Below are 16,942 nucleotides of genomic sequence, written 5' to 3' on the forward strand. Positions count from 1 at the left end.
GCTGGGCGGATCGTACACGCCGAGCGCCCGCCGAGGGCCCGCCGCGAACCCGCCGCTCAGCCGTCCAGCCGCTCAGTCACTCAGAGGATCGCGCCTGGTGTGTACCCGGCGGCCTCCGGGCGCTGCTTCACGATCTCCTCGATCCGCGACACCACGGCCGCCACCTGGTCGCCCGCCGCGCCCGTGAAGGACAGCTTGTCGGCCATCAGCGCGTCCAGCGCGGCCCGGTCCAGCGGAATCCGCTCGTCCGCCGCCAGCTTGTCAAGGAGCTCGTTGCGCTCGGCGCCCTGCTCGCGCATCGCCAGGGCGGAAGCCACCGCGTTCTCCTTGATGGCCTCGTGCGCCACCTCGCGGCCCACACCGCCGCGCACCGCGCCCATCAGCACCTTGGTGGTGGCCAGGAACGGCAGATAGCGGTCCAGCTCGCGGGCGACCACAGCCGGGAACGCGCCGAACTCGTCCAGCACCGTCAGGAACGTCTCCAGCAGGCCGTCCAGCGCGAAGAACGCGTCCGGCAGAGCGACCCGGCGCACCACCGAGCAGGACACATCGCCCTCGTTCCACTGGTCGCCCGCCAGCTCCCCGGTCATCGACGCGTACCCGCGCAGGATCACCATGAGGCCGTTGACGCGCTCACAGGAGCGGGTGTTCATCTTGTGCGGCATGGCCGACGAACCGACCTGGCCGGGCTTGAAGCCCTCGGTCACCAGCTCGTGCCCGGCCATCAGCCGTACCGTCTTCGCCAGCGACGACGGGGCCGCGGCCAGCTGCACCAGCGCCGTCACGACGTCGTAGTCCAGCGAGCGCGGATAGACCTGGCCGACCGAGGTGAACGCCCGCGAGAAACCGAGGTGCGCGGCGATCCGCTCCTCCAGCTCGGCCAGCTTCCCGGCGTCCCCGCCCAGCAGGTCGAGCATGTCCTGCGCGGTGCCCACCGGGCCCTTGACGCCGCGCAGCGGATACCGCTCGATCAGCTCCTCAAGGCGTCCGTACGCCACCAGCAGCTCGTCCGCGGCGGTCGCGAACCGCTTGCCGAGCGTGGTGGCCTGCGCCGCCACATTGTGCGAGCGGCCCGCCATCACCAGTTCGCCGTATTCGCCCGCGAGCTTCCCGAGCCGGGCCAGCACCGCCACGGCACGGTCGCGCACCAACTCAAGTGAACGGCGGACCTGGAGCTGCTCGACGTTCTCGGTGAGGTCGCGGGACGTCATGCCCTTGTGCACATGCTCGTGCCCGGCCAGCGCGTTGAACTCCTCGATGCGGGCCTTCACATCGTGCCGGGTGACCTTCTCGCGCTCGGCGATCGACGCCAGGTCGACGGTGTCGAGCACGCGCGCGTAGGCGTCGAGCGCGGCGTCCGGCACCTCGATCCCGAGATCCTGCTGAGCGCGCAGCACCGCGAGCCAGAGCTGACGCTCCAGCTTCACCTTCTCCTCGGGAGACCAGAGGGTGGCCAGCTCCACCGAGGCATAGCGGCCGGCCAGAACATTGGGGATGCGAGGCTTCGCAGACACAGCAGTCACAGTCAGCCATTCTACTGTCGGTTTCCGCAGGCCAGCGCCCCGCCCCGGTTCGTACGTTGCTACGACTGGACGCGGCGCGGCGCGACCCGGCCCGGCCCGCCGGACAGGCCCCTACGGCTCGACCGGGTCCGGGTCCCACGGGAGCAGCTCCGGGCGCTTGGGCGGCAGTCCGTCGCCGGACGAGCGGCCCGTGAGGCGGCGGCCGATCCACGGGCCCAGGTGCTCGCGGGCGAACCGCGCGTCCGCCCGCCGCCGGGTCAGCCAGCCCGGCGGCACCGCGGACGGCAGCGGCGCCCGCCAGTCGTCCTCGGGCGCGTACCCGAGGGTCTGCCAGACCGCCTCGGCGACCCTGCGGTGCCCCTCACCGGTCAGGTGCAGCCGGTCCACGTCCCACATGCGCCGGTCGCCGAGCACCTCGGCGCCGTACAGGTCGACCACCAGCGCGCCGTGCCGGGCGGCGAGGGCGTCGACATGCGCGAACAGCTCCTCCATGCGCGGCCGGAACCGCTCCAGGACCGGCCCCCGCCGCCCCGGACTGCGCATCAGCACCAGCCGCTCGCACGCCGGGGCCAGCCGGACCACCGCCTCCTCCAGCAGGCCCTTCACCCGGCCCATGTCGCACTTGGGGCGCAGCGTGTCGTTCAGACCGCCCACCAGCGTGACGACGTCGGGCCGCATGGCCGCGGCGGCGTCCACCTGCTCGTCGACGATCTGCGCGATCAGCTTGCCGCGCACGGCGAGGTTCGCGTACCGGAAGCCGGGCTCGCGCGCCGCCATCCGGCCCGCCAGCACATCGGCCCAGCCGCGGTAGGAGCCGTCCGGCAGCCGGTCGGACATGCCCTCGGTGAACGAGTCGCCAACCGCGACAAGACTGGTGTAGGTGGCATTCATCTCCATGGCGGGAGCGATGCTACCGGGCGGCGGGCCCCGCGCTCAGACGGGCCCGCACTCAGACGGGCCCGCGCTCAGACGGCCCCCACTCAGACGGCCTCAGACGGCCCCGTGCTCAGGCGGGCTGCCCGAACAGCTCCTGCAGGACGTCCTCCATGGTCACCATGCCGGACAGACGGCCGTCCTCGCCGAGCACCGCCGCCACATGCGTGCGGCTGCGCCGCATCGCGGTCAGCACGTCGTCCAGCGGGGTCGACTCCCGGACTCGGGCGATCTGCCGCATGTCCCGTACCTGGAACGGCAGATCCTGCGGCATCGCGTCCAGCGCGTCTTTGACGTGCAGATAGCCGACGATCCGCAGACCCGAGTCGACCACCGGGAACCGGGAGAACCCGGACTCGGCCGACAGCCGCTCCAGCTGCTCCGGGGTCACCCCGACCCGCGCGTACACCACCCGCTCCAGCGGCAGCACCACGTCCGCGACCGGGCGGCGGCCCAGCTCCAGCGCGTCGTGCAGCCGCTCACGGGCCCGGTCGTCGATCAGCCCCGCCTCGCCGGAGTCCTTGACCATCCGGGCCAGCTCGTCGTCCGAGAACGTCGCGGCCACCTCGCTCTTGGGCTCGACGCGCAGCAGCCGCAGCAGGCCGTTGGCGAAGGCGTTGATCGCGAAGATCACCGGGCGCAGCGCACGGGTCAGCGCCACCAGCGGCGGCCCGAGCAGCAGCGCGCTGCGCACCGGCTCCGCGAGCGCGATGTTCTTCGGGATCATCTCGCCCAGCAGCATGTGCAGATACGTGGCCAGGGCGAGGGCGATCACGAACGAGATCGGGTGGACCAGGCCGTGCGGTACGCCGGCCGCGTCGAACACCGGCTCCAGCAGATGCGCGATCGCGGGCTCCGCGACCACGCCGAGCACCAGCGTGCACAGCGTGATGCCCAGTTGGGCGGAGGCCAGCACATGCGAGACGTGCTGGAGGCCCCACATCACCCGGCGGGCGCGTTTGTCGCCCTGCTCGGCGCGCGGCTCGACCTGGCTGCGGCGTACCGAGATGAGCGCGAACTCGGCGCCCACGAAGAAGGCGTTGGCGACCAGGGTCGCGAAGCCGATCAGCAGCTGAACGACGATCATCGCGTTCCCTCCGTGGTTCCCTGCGGGGCGTCGGCGGATGGCGCGTGCAGCAGCAGCCGGGCCGCGCGGTGTCCGGTCGCGTCCACCACGTCCACCTGCCAGCCGACGATCTGAAGCGTGTCACCGACGGCCGGGATACGGCCCAGCTCGGTGGCGACCAGACCCGCGAGGGTCTCGTACGGGCCGTCCGGCGCGCGCAGCCCGATCTTCGCCAGCTGGTCCGTCCGGGCGGCGCCGTCGGCCGAGTACACCGTGCGGCCGTCGGCGTCGTCACCGGCCGGGGCCAGGTCGGGGGTCTCGTGCGGGTCGTGCTCGTCGTGTACCTCGCCGACGACCTCCTCGACGATGTCCTCCAGGGTGGCGACGCCCGCCGTACCGCCGTACTCGTCGATCACGACGGCCATCGTGCGCTTGCCCGACAGCCGGTCGAGCAGCCGGTCGACGGTGAGCGACTCGGGCACCAGGAGGGGTTCGCGCAGCAGCTCGGCGACCGGGAAGCGGGCCCGGTGCTCCGCGGGCACGGCGAGCACGTCCTTGATGTGCGCCACACCGATGACCGTGTCCAGGCTGTGCTGGTAGACGGGGAAGCGGGACAGCCCGGTGGCCCGCGTCGCGGACGCCACGTCCTCCGCCGTCGCCCGCACGTCCAGGGCCATCACCTGCACGCGGGGGGTCATCACGTTCTCCGCGGTCAGGTCGGCGAGGTTCAGGGTGCGGACGAACAGCTCGGCGGTGTCCGCCTCCAGCGCACCGGCCTTCGCCGAGTGGCGGGCCAGGGCCACCAGCTCCTGGGGTCCGCGGGCGGAGGCGAGTTCCTCCGTGGGCTCCATGCCGAAGCGGCGCACGGTGTGGTTCGCCGTGTTGTTGAGGTGGGTGATCAGCGGGCGGAAGGCCGCGCTGAACCAGCGCTGCGGCGTCGCCACCCGCTTGGCGATGGCCAGCGGCGCGGAGATCGCCCAGTTCTTCGGCACCAGCTCGCCGACGACCATCAGGAAGATCGTCGACAGGGCCGTGCCGATGACCAGCGCGAGGGACGGCGCGGCCGCCGTCGGGACGCCGGCGCTCTCCAGCGGGCCCGAGATCAGCTTGGCGATGGAGGGCTCCGCGAGCATGCCGATGACCAGATTGGTGACCGTGATGCCGAGCTGGGCGCCGGAGAGCTGGAAGGTGAGGCCGCGCGCGGCCTTCAGCGCGCTGGCCGCGCCGCGCTCACCGCGCTCGACGGCGTCCTCCAGTTCGCTGCGCTCCACGGTGGTCAGCGAGAACTCGGCCGCGACGAAAGCGCCGCAGGCGAGGCAGAGCAGCACGGCCACGGCGAGCAGGAGTACTTCCGTCATCGGGTCACCTCCGTCCCATGATCGGACAGTGCGGGGGTGACGGCGCGACAGGAGATACTAGGAGGCTCGCCCATGGGCGGACGCTCACACCTTTCATCAGAGGGACGGACGTTCCCCTCATAGTAAACGAGCGGCAAAGAGCGGTGGTGGGAGCGCTCAGCCGGTGCGCTCAGCCGGTGCGCGGCACGGTGTTCACAGCGGCTTCACCCAGCGCCGCCACCGCTCCTCGGGGTGGTATCCGGCCGCACGCCAGGCGTGGTGGGCCAGCTCGTTGCGCTCCAGCACCATCGCGTCGCCCCGGCGGCCCCCGAGCGTCACGAACCGGTCCTCGGCGGCGGAGAGCAGGGCGGCCCCGATGCCCTGGCGCCGGTGGTCAGGGTGGACCGCGAGCCGGTACAGATGGCAGCGCCAGCCGTCGAACCCGGCGATCACCGTCCCGGTCAGCTCGCCCGCGCGCTCGGCGATGATCAGCGCGTCGGGGTCGCGGGCGAGCAGCCGCGCGACGCCGTCGCGGTCGTCGCTGATGCTGCCGCCCTCGGCGGCCGTCTTCCAGAAGGCGAGCACCCGGTCGAGGTCCCGTGGCGCGGCGGCGCGTATCCGTACATCTATCCGTGCATCTATCCGTGCATCGTTCCTGGCCGGTACATCGTTCATGCCGGATATCCCAGCACCGGGCGGGCCGCCCTGCCGCGGATTCCAGCATGCGGTCAGCGCGGCGCGCCCGGACGCCGTGTTCAGACCCGGTGTCCGGGCGCCCGGAGGCTCAGGCGAGGTCGTACCGGTCGAGGTCCATCACCTTGTGCCATGCCGCGACGAAGTCGTGCACGAACTTCTCCTTCGCGTCGTCGCTCGCGTAGACCTCCGCCAGCGCGCGCAGCTCGGAGTTCGAGCCGAAGACGAGGTCGACGCGGCTGCCGGTCCACTTGACCGCGCCGGTGGCGGCGTCCCGGCCCTCGAACGTGTTCGCGTCGTCGGCCGTCGGCTGCCACGTCGTGCCCAGGTCGAGCAGGTTGACGAAGAAGTCGTTGGTCAGCGATCCGGGCGTCTCGGTGAAGACGCCGAGCGGCGACTGCCGGTGGTTCGCGCCCAGGACGCGCAGACCGCCGACGAGCACCGTCATCTCGGGGGCGCTCAGGGTCAGCAGGTTCGCCCGGTCGATCAGCAGATACTCGGCCGGCAGCCGGTTGTCCTTGCCCAGGTAGTTGCGGAACCCGTCGGCACGCGGCTCGAGCGCGGCGAACGCCTCCACGTCGGTCTGCTCCTGCGACGCGTCCGCGCGGCCCGGAGAGAAGGGAACCCGGACCTCGACTCCGGCGTCCTTGGCGGCCTGCTCGACGCCCGCGCCGCCCGCGAGCACGATCAGGTCGGCGAGCGAGATCCGCTTGCCGCCCGTCTGGGCCGAGTTGAACTCCTCCTGGATGCCCTCCAGCGTGCGCAGCACCATCGCCAGCTCGTCGGGGTTGTTGACCTCCCATCCGCTCTGCGGCTGGAGGCGGATCCGCGCGCCGTTGGCGCCGCCGCGCTTGTCGCTGCCGCGGAAGGACGAGGCCGACGCCCACGCGGTGGACACCAGCTGAGCCACCGTCAGGTCCGACGCGAGCACCCGGCTCTTCAGGGACGCCACGTCCGCGGCGTCGACGAGCTCGTGCGTCACCGGGGGCAGGGGGTCCTGCCACAGCAGCGTCTCGCTCGGCACCTCGGGGCCGAGGTAGCGCGCGATCGGGCCCATGTCACGGTGGGTCAGCTTGTACCACGCGCGGGCGAAGGCGTCCGCGAACTCGGCGGGGTTCTCGTGGAAGCGCCGGGCGATCGGCTCGTAGGCCGGGTCGAACCGCAGCGACAGGTCGGTCGTCAGCATCGTCGGAGCGTGGCTCTTCGACGGGTCGTGCGCGTCGGGCACGGTGCCCGCGCCCGCGCCGTCCTTCGGCCGGTACTGCCAGGCGCCCGCGGGGCTCTTGAACTTCTCCCACTCGTAGCCGAACAGAATGTCGAAGAAGCTGTTGTCCCAGGTCGTCGGAGTGTTGGTCCAGATTCCCTCCAGACCGCTGGTGATCGCGTCACCGCCCTTGCCGGTGCCGTACGTGTTCCGCCAGCCCAGGCCCTGCTCCTCCAGCGGGGCGGCCTCGGGGTCGGGCCCCACGCTCTCGGCCGGGCCCGCGCCGTGGGTCTTGCCGAAGGTGTGACCGCCCGCGATCAGGGCGACCGTCTCCTCGTCGTTCATCGCCATCCGGCGGAACGTCTCGCGGATGTCGCGGGCCGCGGCGATCGGGTCCGGGTTGCCGTTCGGGCCCTCGGGGTTGACGTAGATCAGGCCCATCTGGACCGCGCCGAGCGGGTCCTCCAGCTCCCGGTCGCCGGTGTAGCGCTCGTCGTCGAGCCAGGTGGTCTCGGGGCCCCAGTAGACGTCCTCGTCCGGCTCCCAGACGTCCGGACGGCCTCCGGCGAAGCCGAAGGTCTCGAAGCCCATCTGCTCCAGGGCGACATTGCCGGTGAGGATCATGAGGTCGGCCCACGACAGGTTCTTGCCGTACTTCTTCTTGACCGGCCACAGCAGGCGGCGGGCCTTGTCGAGGTTCCCGTTGTCCGGCCAGCTGTTGAGCGGCGCGAACCGCTGCTGCCCGGCGCCCGCGCCGCCGCGGCCGTCGCTGATCCGGTAGGTGCCCGCGCTGTGCCAGGCCATCCGGATCATGAACGGGCCGTAGTCGCCGAAGTCGGCGGGCCACCAGTCCTGCGAGGTGGTCAGCACCTCGGCGATGTCCCGCTTCACCGCCGGGAGGTCGAGGGTCTTGAACGCCGCGGCGTAGTCGAACTCCTCACCGAGCGGGTTGGCCACCGCGGGGTTCTTGGCGAGGATCTTCAGATTGAGCCGGTCCGGCCACCACTGACGGTTTCCACCGCCCTGGGTCGGGTGCGGGGCGCGGCCGTGCGCGACCGGGCAGCCTCCCGCGTCCGCTGTCTTCGCGTCTGTGACGATCGCGTCGTGGTTCTCAGACATGGGAATCCCTCCGGCTGGCGGATCACGCTGTTCAGGAACGGTGAACGATGGAACGGCCGGGCAGACGGCTTGAGGGGGTTCAGTCGGTATGTCCGACCTGCGCCCCGGAAGGCGAGCGCCTGGACGCCGAGAGGGTTTCCTACCCCCTTGGCTACCTCCAGAACCGATCCTACGATGGAGCAAATCCAAGTCAAGAAGGCTGTCAGATCCTTGGCCGGTCGGATTGAGCCAGACGCCCACGGGTGACGCGCGGGTGAAGCCCGCGTGCCCCTCCGTACCTGAACAGGTGGACCTGATATGAGCGACCTGCTGCGGCGACTGCGCGGGCGCGGCTGGCGGATGACCGCCCAGCGGCGTGTCGTCGCGGAAGTCCTCGACGGCGACCACGTCCATCTGACGGCCGACGAGGTGCACGCCCTGGCGGCCCGCCGACTGCCCGAGATCTCCCGCGCGACCGTGTACAACACCCTGGGCGAGCTGGTGGCCGTCGGCGAGCTGACCGAGGTCGCCACCGTGGGCCGCGCCAAGCGCTACGACCCCAACGCGCACCAGCCGCACCAGCATCTGGTGTGCTCCGGCTGCGGCGTCATCCGTGACGTCCATCCGACCGGCGACCGCCTGGCCGAGCTCCCCGCCGACCAACGCTTCGGCTTCACGGTGTCCGGCGCCGATGTCACCTACCGAGGCCTCTGCCCGGCCTGTGCCTGAGGCCCCGCCCGGCCCGCGCTGACTAGCTGACTCCTCGTGCTCCTCGTGCTCCTCGTCGGTCTACTCGTGGGCGATCGCCGCCAGGACGTTCATCCGCGAGGCCCGCAGCGCGGGCAGCAGCGCGGCCGCCAGCCCCACCACCACCGAACCGCCCATCACGATCAGGATGGTCCCCCAGGGGACGTCCAGGGCCGTCATGCCCTGGAGCGCCAGGACCCGCTGTGCGGCCAGGCCCCACACCAGGCCCAGCGCGAGGCCGAGCACCGCGCCGAACACGGCGATCACCACCGACTCCAGACGGATCATCCGGCGCAGCTGCCTGCGGGACAGGCCGATCGCGCGCAGCAGCCCGATCTCCCGTGTGCGCTCCACCACCGACAGGGCCAGGGTGTTGACCACCCCGAGCACCGCGATCACGATCGCCAGGCCGAGCAGCGCGTACACCAGATAGAGCAGCACCGCGATCTGCTCGCGGATCAGCTCCTTGTAGTCGGCCTGGTCGCGGACCTGCACCTGGGGGTACGCGTCCAGGGCCTCCTCCAGGCTCGCCCGGAGGGTGCCGGGGCCCGTGCCGGACGCGGCGTTCACGAACACGGCCGAGTCCTGGCCGCCGGGGAGGTACTTCTCGGCGGTGGCGAAGCCGATGAACAGGTTGCCCTGGGTACCGGGCCCGCTCGCCCCCGGCTGGTCGGTGAGGGCCCCGACGGTCAGGCGCGCGCCGCGCCTGCCGGGGAACTCCGCGGGCAGCACGGAGCCGATCCGCACCCCGTGGTCGTCGGCGAACTCCCGGTCCATGGCGATGTGGTCCAGGGCGAGCGCGGACGCGGTGTCGCCGTCCGTGTACGCGATCTTGGCGACCTCGTCCAGGCGGTCCTCATAGGCCCCCGCCGTCGAGGTGACCTTCGCGCCGTCCGGCAGACTGAGCTCCACCGGCGCGTACCGCTGCCGTACGACGAGACCGGCGCCGTCCGATGCGCGGACCCGCTCGGTGATCTCCGCGGGGAACGGCAGGAAGTCCCTGCCCTGCACCACGAAGTCGGCGCCCAGGGTCCGGTCGATCTGCTCGTCGAAGGACTTCGTCATCGAGGCGCTGGCCACCCCGAGCCCGCCCACCAGCGCCAGGCCCACCATCAGCGCCGCGGCCGTGGCGCCCGTACGGCGTGGATTGCGCAGGGCGTTGCGCTGGCTCATCCGCCCGACCGAGCCGAACACCGCGGGGAACGCGCCGCCCAGCACCCGGATCACCGGACGCACCAGGAGCGGACCCGCGATCACGGTCGCGACCAGCGTGAGGACGATGCCGAGCCCGAGCAGCGACGCGGCGTCCGAGGTGTCCTCGCTCACCGCGCACCCGGTCAGCGCCGCCGCACCGGCCGCCCAGACCGAGGCGCCCACCACGGCACGGACCCGCAGCGGCCGCCCGACGCCGGAGACCTCCGCGTCGGCGAGCGCGGCCATCGGCGAGACCCGCGCGGCCCGCCGCGCCGGGAGGTACGCCGCGACGAAAGTGACGCCGACGCCGACGACATACGCGGCGACGGGGGTCGGCCAGCCGATGACCATCTCGGTGGACTTGAGGTTCATGCCGAACAGGCCCATCAGCTCGATCAGCCCGAGCGCCAGGCCGATGCCGGAGGCAAGCCCCAGCGTCGCACCGACCAGGCCGAGCAGCAGCGCCTCGGTCAGCACCGAGCGGCGCACCTGGCGGCGGTCGGCGCCGAGCGCGCGCATCAGCCCCAGCTCACGGGTGCGCTGGGCGATCAGCATCGAGAAGGTGTTGACGATCAGGAACACGCCGACCAGGACCGCGATCCCGGCGAAGCCCAGCATCACGTACTTGATGACGTCCAGGAACGTGCCCAGTTCCTCGGCGGCGGACTTGGCCTGCTCGTCGGCGGTCCGCACCTCGTAGGCGGTGCCCAGCTCGGCGACGATGTTCCGCTTCAGCTCGGCGTCGCGCACACCGGGGGCCGCCTCGACCGCGATGCCGGTCGCCAGATCCGGGTCGCCCAGGAGCTTGGTCTGGGCGGTCACGGTGTCCAGGAAGACCAGCGCCGCGCCCGGATTGGTGGTCGTGAAGGCGGCGATGCCGACCACCCGCACCTGGAACGATCCCGGCCGCGCGTGGATGGTGAGGGTGTCGCCGATGGACACGTTCTTGCGGTCCGCGGTGTCCGCGTCGATGAGCGCCTGGTCCCCGCCGCGCGGCGGGTGGCCTTCGGCCAGCCGTACGGGGCTGCGGTCGCTCTCGTACCAGGCGACCGCGATGGTGGGGGCGCCGCTGGTCGGGCCCACCGACTCGTTGTCGGCGTCGACGATGGTGATGCGCTGCACGTCGACGTCGACATCGGCCCTGGCGACGCCGTCCACGGCGGCGACCCGGTCGGTCAGCGAGGCCGGAACGGTCGGGGTGATCCCTGAGGGGAGCGCCTCGTTGACGCCTTCCTTCGGCTCGATGGACACATCGGCCGCGGTGGAGGCGAACAGCCGGTCGAAGGTGCGGTTCACCGTATCCGAGAAGATCAGACTGCCCGCCACGAACGCCACGGACAGCAGCACGGCCAGCGCGGACAGCGCCAGCCGCCCCTTGTGTGCGAAGAAGCTCCGCAGTGTCGCCTTCAGCACGCCGCTCAGCTCTCCTCGGTCCTGTCGCCGGTTCTGTCGCCGGTCTCGTCCAGGCGCGTCGAAGCCTCCGGCAGCAGCGTGTCGAACCGCTTCAGACGCTCCAGCACGGCCTCGGCGCTGGGGTCCGGCAGCTCGTCGACGATGCGGCCGTCCGCGAGGAACAGCACCAGGTCGGAGTGGGCGGCGGCCCCCGGATCATGGGTGACCATCACCACGGTCTGGGCCAGCTCGTCGACGGCCTCCCGAAGGAAGCCCAGCACCTCCAGGCCCGCGCGCGAGTCCAGGTTGCCGGTGGGCTCGTCCGCGAAGATCAGTTCGGGCCGGGACGCCAGCGCCCGGGCACAGGCCACCCGCTGCTGCTGCCCGCCGGAGAGCTGGGCCGGCCGGTGCCGCAGCCGGTCCTGGAGCCCGAGGGTCTCGATGACGCGTTCCAGCCACGCGGGGTCCGGTTTGCGGCCCGCGATGTCCATGGGCAACGTGATGTTCTCGGCCGCGGTGAGGGTCGGCAGCAGATTGAACGCCTGGAACATGAACCCGATCCGGTCCCGGCGCAGCCGCGTCAGCTCCCTGTCCCGCATCCCGGTGATCTCGGTCGAGCCCAGCCACACCTGGCCCCCGGAGACCGAGTCGAGTCCGGCGAGGCAGTGCATCAGGGTGGACTTCCCCGAACCCGAAGGCCCCATCACCGCGGTGAACCGGCCGCGGCTGATGTCCACGTCGACCGCGTCCAGGGCGAGCACGGCGGTCTCGCCCGACCCGTACGCCTTGGTCAGACCGCGGGCCCGCGCCGCGATGCCGTCGGCCCGCGCGGGGCCGGTTCCGTTCGCCGCACCGGCTGTGGACAAGTCCGCCTCCCCAGTCTCCGCCGTACCCGCGCGCGTCCGGCTCCCGCGCGCGGAGCGCGGCTCCGACGCGTGTCGCGCCACTACGCCCACGCTAGCGTGCGAAAGCCCAGGCGGCCCCGAATCCCGAGCCCCGAAGCCCCCGCCGCAACACGCCCTGGGGGCGTCTCGGGGAGACGCCCCCTAGACCCCGGCGGGCCGTCGTGCCGTGCCCAGGACGCAGTACGACGAGGGCAGGCGCGGTCCGCGCGCGGGAATCAGCAGGCGGCGGTACGCCGTCACCTCGTACCCCGCGGCCTCGATCGCGGCGAGCGGCTCGCGCGCCACATGGCAGCCGCCGAACAGCAGCGGCCACACCGTGCGGTCCAGCGCCTTCTGCGCCGTCGGCATGACCCGTCCCCGCGGCGCCAGGCCATGCTCCAGGAACCGCAGTTCCCCGCCCGGCCGCAGCGCCCGCAGGGCCTCCGCGAGACTGCGCTCCACGCTGCGCACACTGCACAGCACCAGCGAGAACACCACCGCGTCGAACGCCTCGCTCTTGACCGGCAGCGCCTCCGCGCCGCCCGGCACCACATCGACGGGGACCCCGGCGCGCAACGCCGCCTCGGCGGCCAACTTCCGCAGCAGGCGCTCTGGTTCGAGCGCCACCACCTCCGAGACGGTCCGGGGGTAGTACGCGAAGTTCAGGCCATTGCCCGCGCCGATCTCGATGACCCGGCCGGAGATTCCGGCCAGGAGTTCCTCGCGATGGGCGTGCATGATCTTCTCCGCCGCCACGCTCTGCCGTGCGTAGAAGCGGGCGAACACGGGGTGGTGCACAGGGTCCCGGTACACGTTGGCGCTGCGCGACGGCATGGCGGAGGCTCCTCGGTGAGTGCGACGGTTACCGCGGTTGTGCCCTCTCGCGCACGGTTCAGTCATGCCAGGCGACGACGGTGACGCCTGGGGCGTAAGGGATGAATCTCGGCCATTCACGTCGAGAATATGCCGCTGTCCCGGACGCCGCGACGACAATGGAACCGCCCCGCACCACCGGTAAACCTGTGCCAGGTCCGTCGAGAACGGCGTGAGGGAGCGGCTGTGCATGAGGAGTTCCTGTGCCATGTCACCGCGTACGGAGTGTGCGGCGGACGGCGAGTCGGGGTCCCTCTCGGCACCTACCGCGCGCCCTCCCTGGCGCTGGCCCTGTGGTGGCTGCGCGAGCGGGCGACCTGGATCGCCGAACGCCTGGACCCGGTCCCTGACAGCGGGTACCTGCCGCCACGGGCGCTGGTGCCCGTCGCGGCGCACATCCCGGACGCGTCGGCGGAGCTGCGCGCCTGGCGGGACGACCCGGCCGTGCAGGACGCGGTCGCCGACGGCCTGTCGCGGGGGCGGCTGATCCGCTTCGCCACCTCCGACGACACCACCGAGTACGAGTTCCTCGCGGAGTCCGTCGACGCACTCCGCATGCAACGCGCGACCCACACCCCCACGGCGGGCCCCCGCAGATCCCCCTGGGCGGCGGCGGCCTCCCTCCGCTGAACGCGCCACAGCGCACACCGGCGGCGGGCATGCCCCACAGGCCCCGCCGCCCCCGCGTGCGCCGCGCCGGGCCGCCTACGCGGCCGACACCGCGGCGGCCGACACCGCCGCGGCCGCGTCCCAGGCGCCGCCTAGTTCGGGCGCCAGCCAGCCCGTCGCGCGGGACCGGAAGGCCGGTTCCGGGAGGCTTCCGGCGCCTTCGGGCACGGCCCCCAGCAGCGGCGCCTGAGCGACCGTCGGCAGGTCGGTGAGGTTGCAGCGCGCGGCGAGATCCGGCCGCCGTGGCCAGCTGCCGACCAGGACGCCCAGCGGCCGCAGCGACCGCGCCCGCAGGGCCTCGGCGGTCAGCGCGGTCGTGTTCAGCGTGCCGAGCCCGGCCGCCGCGACGACCAGCACCGGCGCGTCCATCAGCCGCGCCGCGTCGGCCAGTGTGCCGCCGTCGTCGTCGAAACGCACGAGCAGCCCGCCCGCGCCCTCGACCAGCACCAGTTCGTGCTCGACGGCCAGTTTCCGCGCCGCGTCGGCGACGTCCCGCGGCCGCACGGCCGCCCGCCCGGCCCGGCGCGCGGCGGTCGCGGGCGCCAACGGTTCGGGAAAGCGGGCCAGTTCGACCGTCGTGACCGGCCCGGCGAGCCGCGCCACCTCGTCCGCGTCGCCGCGCTCCCCGGAGCCGACCCCGGTCTGCGCGGGCTTCAGTACGGCCACCGAACGTCCGGCCGCGAGCGCCGCGGCCGCCACCGCGGCCGTCGCCACGGTCTTGCCGACCTCGGTGCCGGTCCCCGTGACCACCACAATCGTCACCGGCGTGCTCTCCTTGCTCTCCTCGCCGACATCGTCAAGACCCGAGCACGCTCAGCCTCGGGCCGCCGCCACGCACACCGCCCGGCAGATCCGCGCCACATCCTCGTCGCTCGTGATGTACGGCGGCATCGTGTAGAGCAGATCGCGGAACGGCCGCAGCCACACGCCCTCGCTCCGCAGCGCGTCCGTGGCCGCCGCCACGTCCACCTGGCGGTCCAGCTGGACGACGCCGATCGCGCCCATGACCCGTACGTCCACCACGCCCGGCACAGCCGACGCGGGCGCGAGCCCTTCGCGCAGGCCCGCCTCGATCCGCTTGACCTCCGTCTGCCAGTCCTGCGCGAGCAGCAGATCGATCGAGGCGCGGGACACCGCGGCGGCGAGGGGATTGCCCATGAACGTCGGCCCGTGCGCGAGCACCGGCACCTCGCCCCGCGAGATCCCGTCCGCCACGCGCGCGGTGCACAGCGTCGCCGCCATGGTCAGATAGCCGCCGGTGAGCGCCTTGCCCACACACATCACATCGGGCGTCACGCCCGCGTGCTCGGCGGCGAACAGCTTCCCGGTGCGCCCGAACCCGGTCGCGATCTCGTCGAACACGAGCAGCACGTCCTGCTCGTCGCACACCTCGCGCAGCACCCGCAGATACGCGGGGGAGTGGAACCGCATCCCGCCCGCGCCCTGCACCACCGGCTCCACGATCACCGCGGCCAGCTCGTCGGCGTGCCGGGCGACCATCTCGCGCAGGTGCTCGGCGTACGCCTCCTCGTACTCCACCGGCGGCGCGTCCGCGAACACCTGCTCCGGCAGCACGCCCGACCAGAGCTCGTGCATGCCCCCGTCGGGGTCGCAGACCGCCATCGGCTGCCAGGTGTCGCCGTGGTAGCCGCCGCGCCAGGTCAGCAGCCGCCGCTTGGCGGGGCGGCCGACCGACCGCCAGTGCTGCAGACACATCTTGATCGCGACCTCCACCGACACCGAACCGGAGTCGGCGAGGAACACATGCTCCAGACCGTCCGGCGCGATGTCGACCAGCCGCTTCGCCAGCCGCACGGCGGGCTCGTGCGTGAGCCCGCCGAACATCACATGGCTCATCCGGTCCAGCTGGCCGCGCACCGCGTCGTTCAGCACCGGGTGGTTGTAGCCGTGGATCGCCGACCACCAGGACGACATGCCGTCGACCAGCTCCTCGCCGGTGCCGGCGAGCCGCAGCCGCACCCCGGACGCGGACTGAACGACCAGCGGCTCCGTACGCCCCGGCATCGGCCCGTACGGATGCCACACATGCCTGCGGTCCAGCTCGAGCAGGTCCCGTACCTGGTCAGGCATTGGGCGCCAGGTCGGTTCCGGCGCCCCGGCGGCGCACCGCCACCAGGTCCGTACGGGCGTCGTCCGCCGTCGGCTCCGCGGCGGCGGGCGCGTCCCCGGCCGCGGAGTCCGAGCCGCACGGCGCGCAGCCGCCCTGGTGGGAACCGCATCCGGCGTCGGCGTCGGCGGCGACCCGGTGCTCCGGCAGCGTCACCCGGTCCGCGCCCTCCACCTCGAAACCGGCGTCCTTGATCATGTCCAGGTCGGCCTGCCCCTCCTGGCCCTCACTGGTGAGGTAGTCGCCCAGGAAGATCGAGTTGGCCAGGTGCAGGGCCAGCGGCTGCAGGCTGCGCAGATGCACCTCCCGGCCGCCCGCGAGCCGTACCTCCACGTCCGGGCACACGAACCGCACCATCGCCAGGATGCGCAGCGCCCGCTGCGGGGTGAGGTGCCACTCCTTGGCGAGCGGGGTCCCCTCGAACGGGATCAGGAAGTTCACCGGCACCGAGTCCGGGTCCAGCTCACGCAGCGAGAACACCACGTCGACCAGGTCCTCGTCGCTCTCGCCCATCCCCGCGATCAGCCCCGAGCAGGCGGAGAGACCGGCGGCCTGCGCCTGGTGCACGGTCTCCACCCGGTCGGCGTAGGTGTGGGTGGTGGTGATGTCCCCGTAGGTCGCCTCGGAGGTGTTCAGATTGTGGTTGTACGCGTCGGCCCCGGCTTCGCGCAGCCGCTCGGCCTGCCCGTCGGAGAGCAGCCCGAGGCAGGCGCAGACCTCGACGCCCTCGTTCTGCTCCTTGATCGCCTCGATGGTCTTCCCGACCCGGTCGACGTCACGGTCCGTCGGCCCGCGCCCGCTCGCCACCAGGCACACCCGCTTGGCGCCCCCGGCGACACCGGCCGCCGCCGCCTTGGAGGCCTCGTCCGGCTTCAGCCAGGTGTACTTGAGGATCTCGGCCTTGGAGCCGAGCCGCTGCGAGCAGTACGAGCAGTCCTCCGGACACAGCCCGGACTTCAGATTGACCAGGTAGTTGAGCTTCACCCGCCGCCCGAACCACTGCCGCCGCACCTTCCCGGCCGCGGCCACCACGTCGAGCAGTTCGTCGTCGGAGGTCGCCAGCACGGCGAGCGCCTCTGCGCGGGTCGGCAGCTCACGCCGAAGCCCCTTGTCCACCAGCGTGTTCAACAGGTCCATGAGATCTGATCCTTGCTTACAGCACTGCCCCCGGCCAAGTAGGAACCGAACAACAGGTGTGGAT

Annotated in this window: 14 protein-coding genes; 2 read left to right on the forward strand and 12 right to left on the reverse strand. The window is 72.3% G+C overall.

Going from position 1 to position 16,942, the window contains the following annotated elements; all coding sequences use genetic code 11:
* Positions 1 to 80: 80 nt before the first annotated feature.
* The 6 genes from purB to katG all read right to left on the reverse strand — a co-directional run bounded on the left by purB (position 81) and on the right by katG (position 7,875).
* Entirely contained in the window at positions 81 to 1,523 is a 1,443-nt protein-coding gene (gene purB, locus ACX6XY_RS02150) for an adenylosuccinate lyase (protein WP_460325642.1), read from the reverse strand.
* 111 nt (positions 1,524 to 1,634) lie between these two features.
* Positions 1,635 to 2,420 carry an SGNH/GDSL hydrolase family protein gene (locus ACX6XY_RS02155; protein ID WP_460325644.1) on the reverse strand — a complete coding sequence of 262 codons (786 nt, stop codon included), beginning with the start codon at positions 2,418 to 2,420 and terminating at the stop codon, positions 1,635 to 1,637.
* A 109-nt stretch (positions 2,421 to 2,529) separates the two neighbouring features.
* The gene (locus ACX6XY_RS02160; RefSeq protein ID WP_460325646.1) at positions 2,530 to 3,543 is read right to left on the reverse strand and encodes a hemolysin family protein; all 1,014 of its coding nucleotides are present in this window, start codon (positions 3,541 to 3,543) and stop codon (positions 2,530 to 2,532) included.
* Positions 3,540 to 4,880, reverse strand: coding sequence for a hemolysin family protein (locus ACX6XY_RS02165; RefSeq protein ID WP_460325648.1), 1,341 nt, complete (start codon positions 4,878 to 4,880; stop codon positions 3,540 to 3,542). The genes ACX6XY_RS02160 and ACX6XY_RS02165 overlap by 4 nt, the downstream gene beginning before the upstream one ends.
* 192 nt (positions 4,881 to 5,072) lie before the next feature.
* A complete protein-coding gene (locus ACX6XY_RS02170; protein ID WP_460325650.1) occupies positions 5,073 to 5,534 on the reverse strand; it encodes a GNAT family N-acetyltransferase in 462 nt (153 codons plus the stop codon).
* Positions 5,535 to 5,643: 109 nt separating this feature from the next.
* On the reverse strand, positions 5,644 to 7,875 hold the full coding sequence (gene katG / locus ACX6XY_RS02175) for a catalase/peroxidase HPI (protein ID WP_460325652.1): 2,232 nt from the start codon (positions 7,873 to 7,875) through the stop codon (positions 5,644 to 5,646).
* 297 nt (positions 7,876 to 8,172) lie between these two features.
* Between katG and ACX6XY_RS02180 the strand changes: the two genes are divergently transcribed.
* Positions 8,173 to 8,583, forward strand: a complete 411-nt coding sequence (locus ACX6XY_RS02180) for a Fur family transcriptional regulator (protein ID WP_460325654.1) — start codon at positions 8,173 to 8,175, stop codon at positions 8,581 to 8,583.
* Between the two features lie 60 nt (positions 8,584 to 8,643).
* Here the strand turns inward: ACX6XY_RS02180 and ACX6XY_RS02185 are convergent, their stop codons facing one another.
* The 3 genes from ACX6XY_RS02185 to ACX6XY_RS02195 all read right to left on the reverse strand — a co-directional run bounded on the left by ACX6XY_RS02185 (position 8,644) and on the right by ACX6XY_RS02195 (position 12,905).
* Positions 8,644 to 11,208 carry an ABC transporter permease gene (locus tag ACX6XY_RS02185; RefSeq protein ID WP_460325656.1) on the reverse strand — a complete coding sequence of 855 codons (2,565 nt, stop codon included), beginning with the start codon at positions 11,206 to 11,208 and terminating at the stop codon, positions 8,644 to 8,646.
* Positions 11,209 to 11,213: 5 nt separating this feature from the next.
* Positions 11,214 to 12,053 (reverse strand): ABC transporter ATP-binding protein, encoded by an 840-nt coding sequence (locus tag ACX6XY_RS02190; RefSeq protein ID WP_460325658.1) that lies wholly within the window; start codon positions 12,051 to 12,053, stop codon positions 11,214 to 11,216.
* Between the two features lie 180 nt (positions 12,054 to 12,233).
* Positions 12,234 to 12,905 (reverse strand): class I SAM-dependent methyltransferase, encoded by a 672-nt coding sequence (locus tag ACX6XY_RS02195; RefSeq protein WP_460325660.1) that lies wholly within the window; start codon positions 12,903 to 12,905, stop codon positions 12,234 to 12,236.
* A gap of 225 nt (positions 12,906 to 13,130) precedes the next feature.
* Here ACX6XY_RS02195 and ACX6XY_RS02200 point away from each other — a divergent pair, with 225 nt between their 5' ends.
* On the forward strand, positions 13,131 to 13,574 hold the full coding sequence (locus tag ACX6XY_RS02200; RefSeq protein WP_460325662.1) for a hypothetical protein: 444 nt from the start codon (positions 13,131 to 13,133) through the stop codon (positions 13,572 to 13,574).
* A gap of 75 nt (positions 13,575 to 13,649) precedes the next feature.
* Here ACX6XY_RS02200 and bioD read toward each other — a convergent pair whose 3' ends face one another.
* The 3 genes from bioD to bioB are packed head-to-tail and all read right to left on the reverse strand — an operon-like array spanning position 13,650 to position 16,878.
* Positions 13,650 to 14,375 (reverse strand): dethiobiotin synthase, encoded by a 726-nt coding sequence (bioD, locus tag ACX6XY_RS02205; protein ID WP_460325664.1) that lies wholly within the window; start codon positions 14,373 to 14,375, stop codon positions 13,650 to 13,652.
* A 51-nt stretch (positions 14,376 to 14,426) separates the two neighbouring features.
* Positions 14,427 to 15,704, reverse strand: a complete 1,278-nt coding sequence (locus tag ACX6XY_RS02210) for an adenosylmethionine--8-amino-7-oxononanoate transaminase (RefSeq protein ID WP_460325666.1) — start codon at positions 15,702 to 15,704, stop codon at positions 14,427 to 14,429.
* The gene (gene bioB / locus ACX6XY_RS02215; RefSeq protein ID WP_460325668.1) at positions 15,697 to 16,878 is read right to left on the reverse strand and encodes a biotin synthase BioB; all 1,182 of its coding nucleotides are present in this window, start codon (positions 16,876 to 16,878) and stop codon (positions 15,697 to 15,699) included. Before bioB ends, ACX6XY_RS02210 begins: the two co-directional genes overlap by 8 nt.
* Positions 16,879 to 16,942 lie beyond the last annotated feature (64 nt).

The sequence above is a fragment of the Streptomyces sp. O3 genome (assembly GCF_054788135.1).

Coding starts and splice junctions, on each gene's coding strand:
- ACX6XY_RS02155 (WP_460325644.1), bottom strand. CDS start 2,420: ATGGAGATGAATGCCACCTACACCAGTCTTGTCGCGGTTGGCGACTCG.
- ACX6XY_RS02160 (WP_460325646.1), bottom strand. CDS start 3,543: ATGATCGTCGTTCAGCTGCTGATCGGCTTCGCGACCCTGGTCGCCAAC.
- ACX6XY_RS02180 (WP_460325654.1), top strand. CDS start 8,173: ATGAGCGACCTGCTGCGGCGACTGCGCGGGCGCGGCTGGCGGATGACC.
- ACX6XY_RS02165 (WP_460325648.1), bottom strand. CDS start 4,880: ATGACGGAAGTACTCCTGCTCGCCGTGGCCGTGCTGCTCTGCCTCGCC.
- katG (WP_460325652.1), bottom strand. CDS start 7,875: ATGTCTGAGAACCACGACGCGATCGTCACAGACGCGAAGACAGCGGAC.
- ACX6XY_RS02170 (WP_460325650.1), bottom strand. CDS start 5,534: ATGAACGATGTACCGGCCAGGAACGATGCACGGATAGATGCACGGATA.
- ACX6XY_RS02195 (WP_460325660.1), bottom strand. CDS start 12,905: ATGCCGTCGCGCAGCGCCAACGTGTACCGGGACCCTGTGCACCACCCC.
- bioB (WP_460325668.1), bottom strand. CDS start 16,878: ATGGACCTGTTGAACACGCTGGTGGACAAGGGGCTTCGGCGTGAGCTG.
- ACX6XY_RS02210 (WP_460325666.1), bottom strand. CDS start 15,704: ATGCCTGACCAGGTACGGGACCTGCTCGAGCTGGACCGCAGGCATGTG.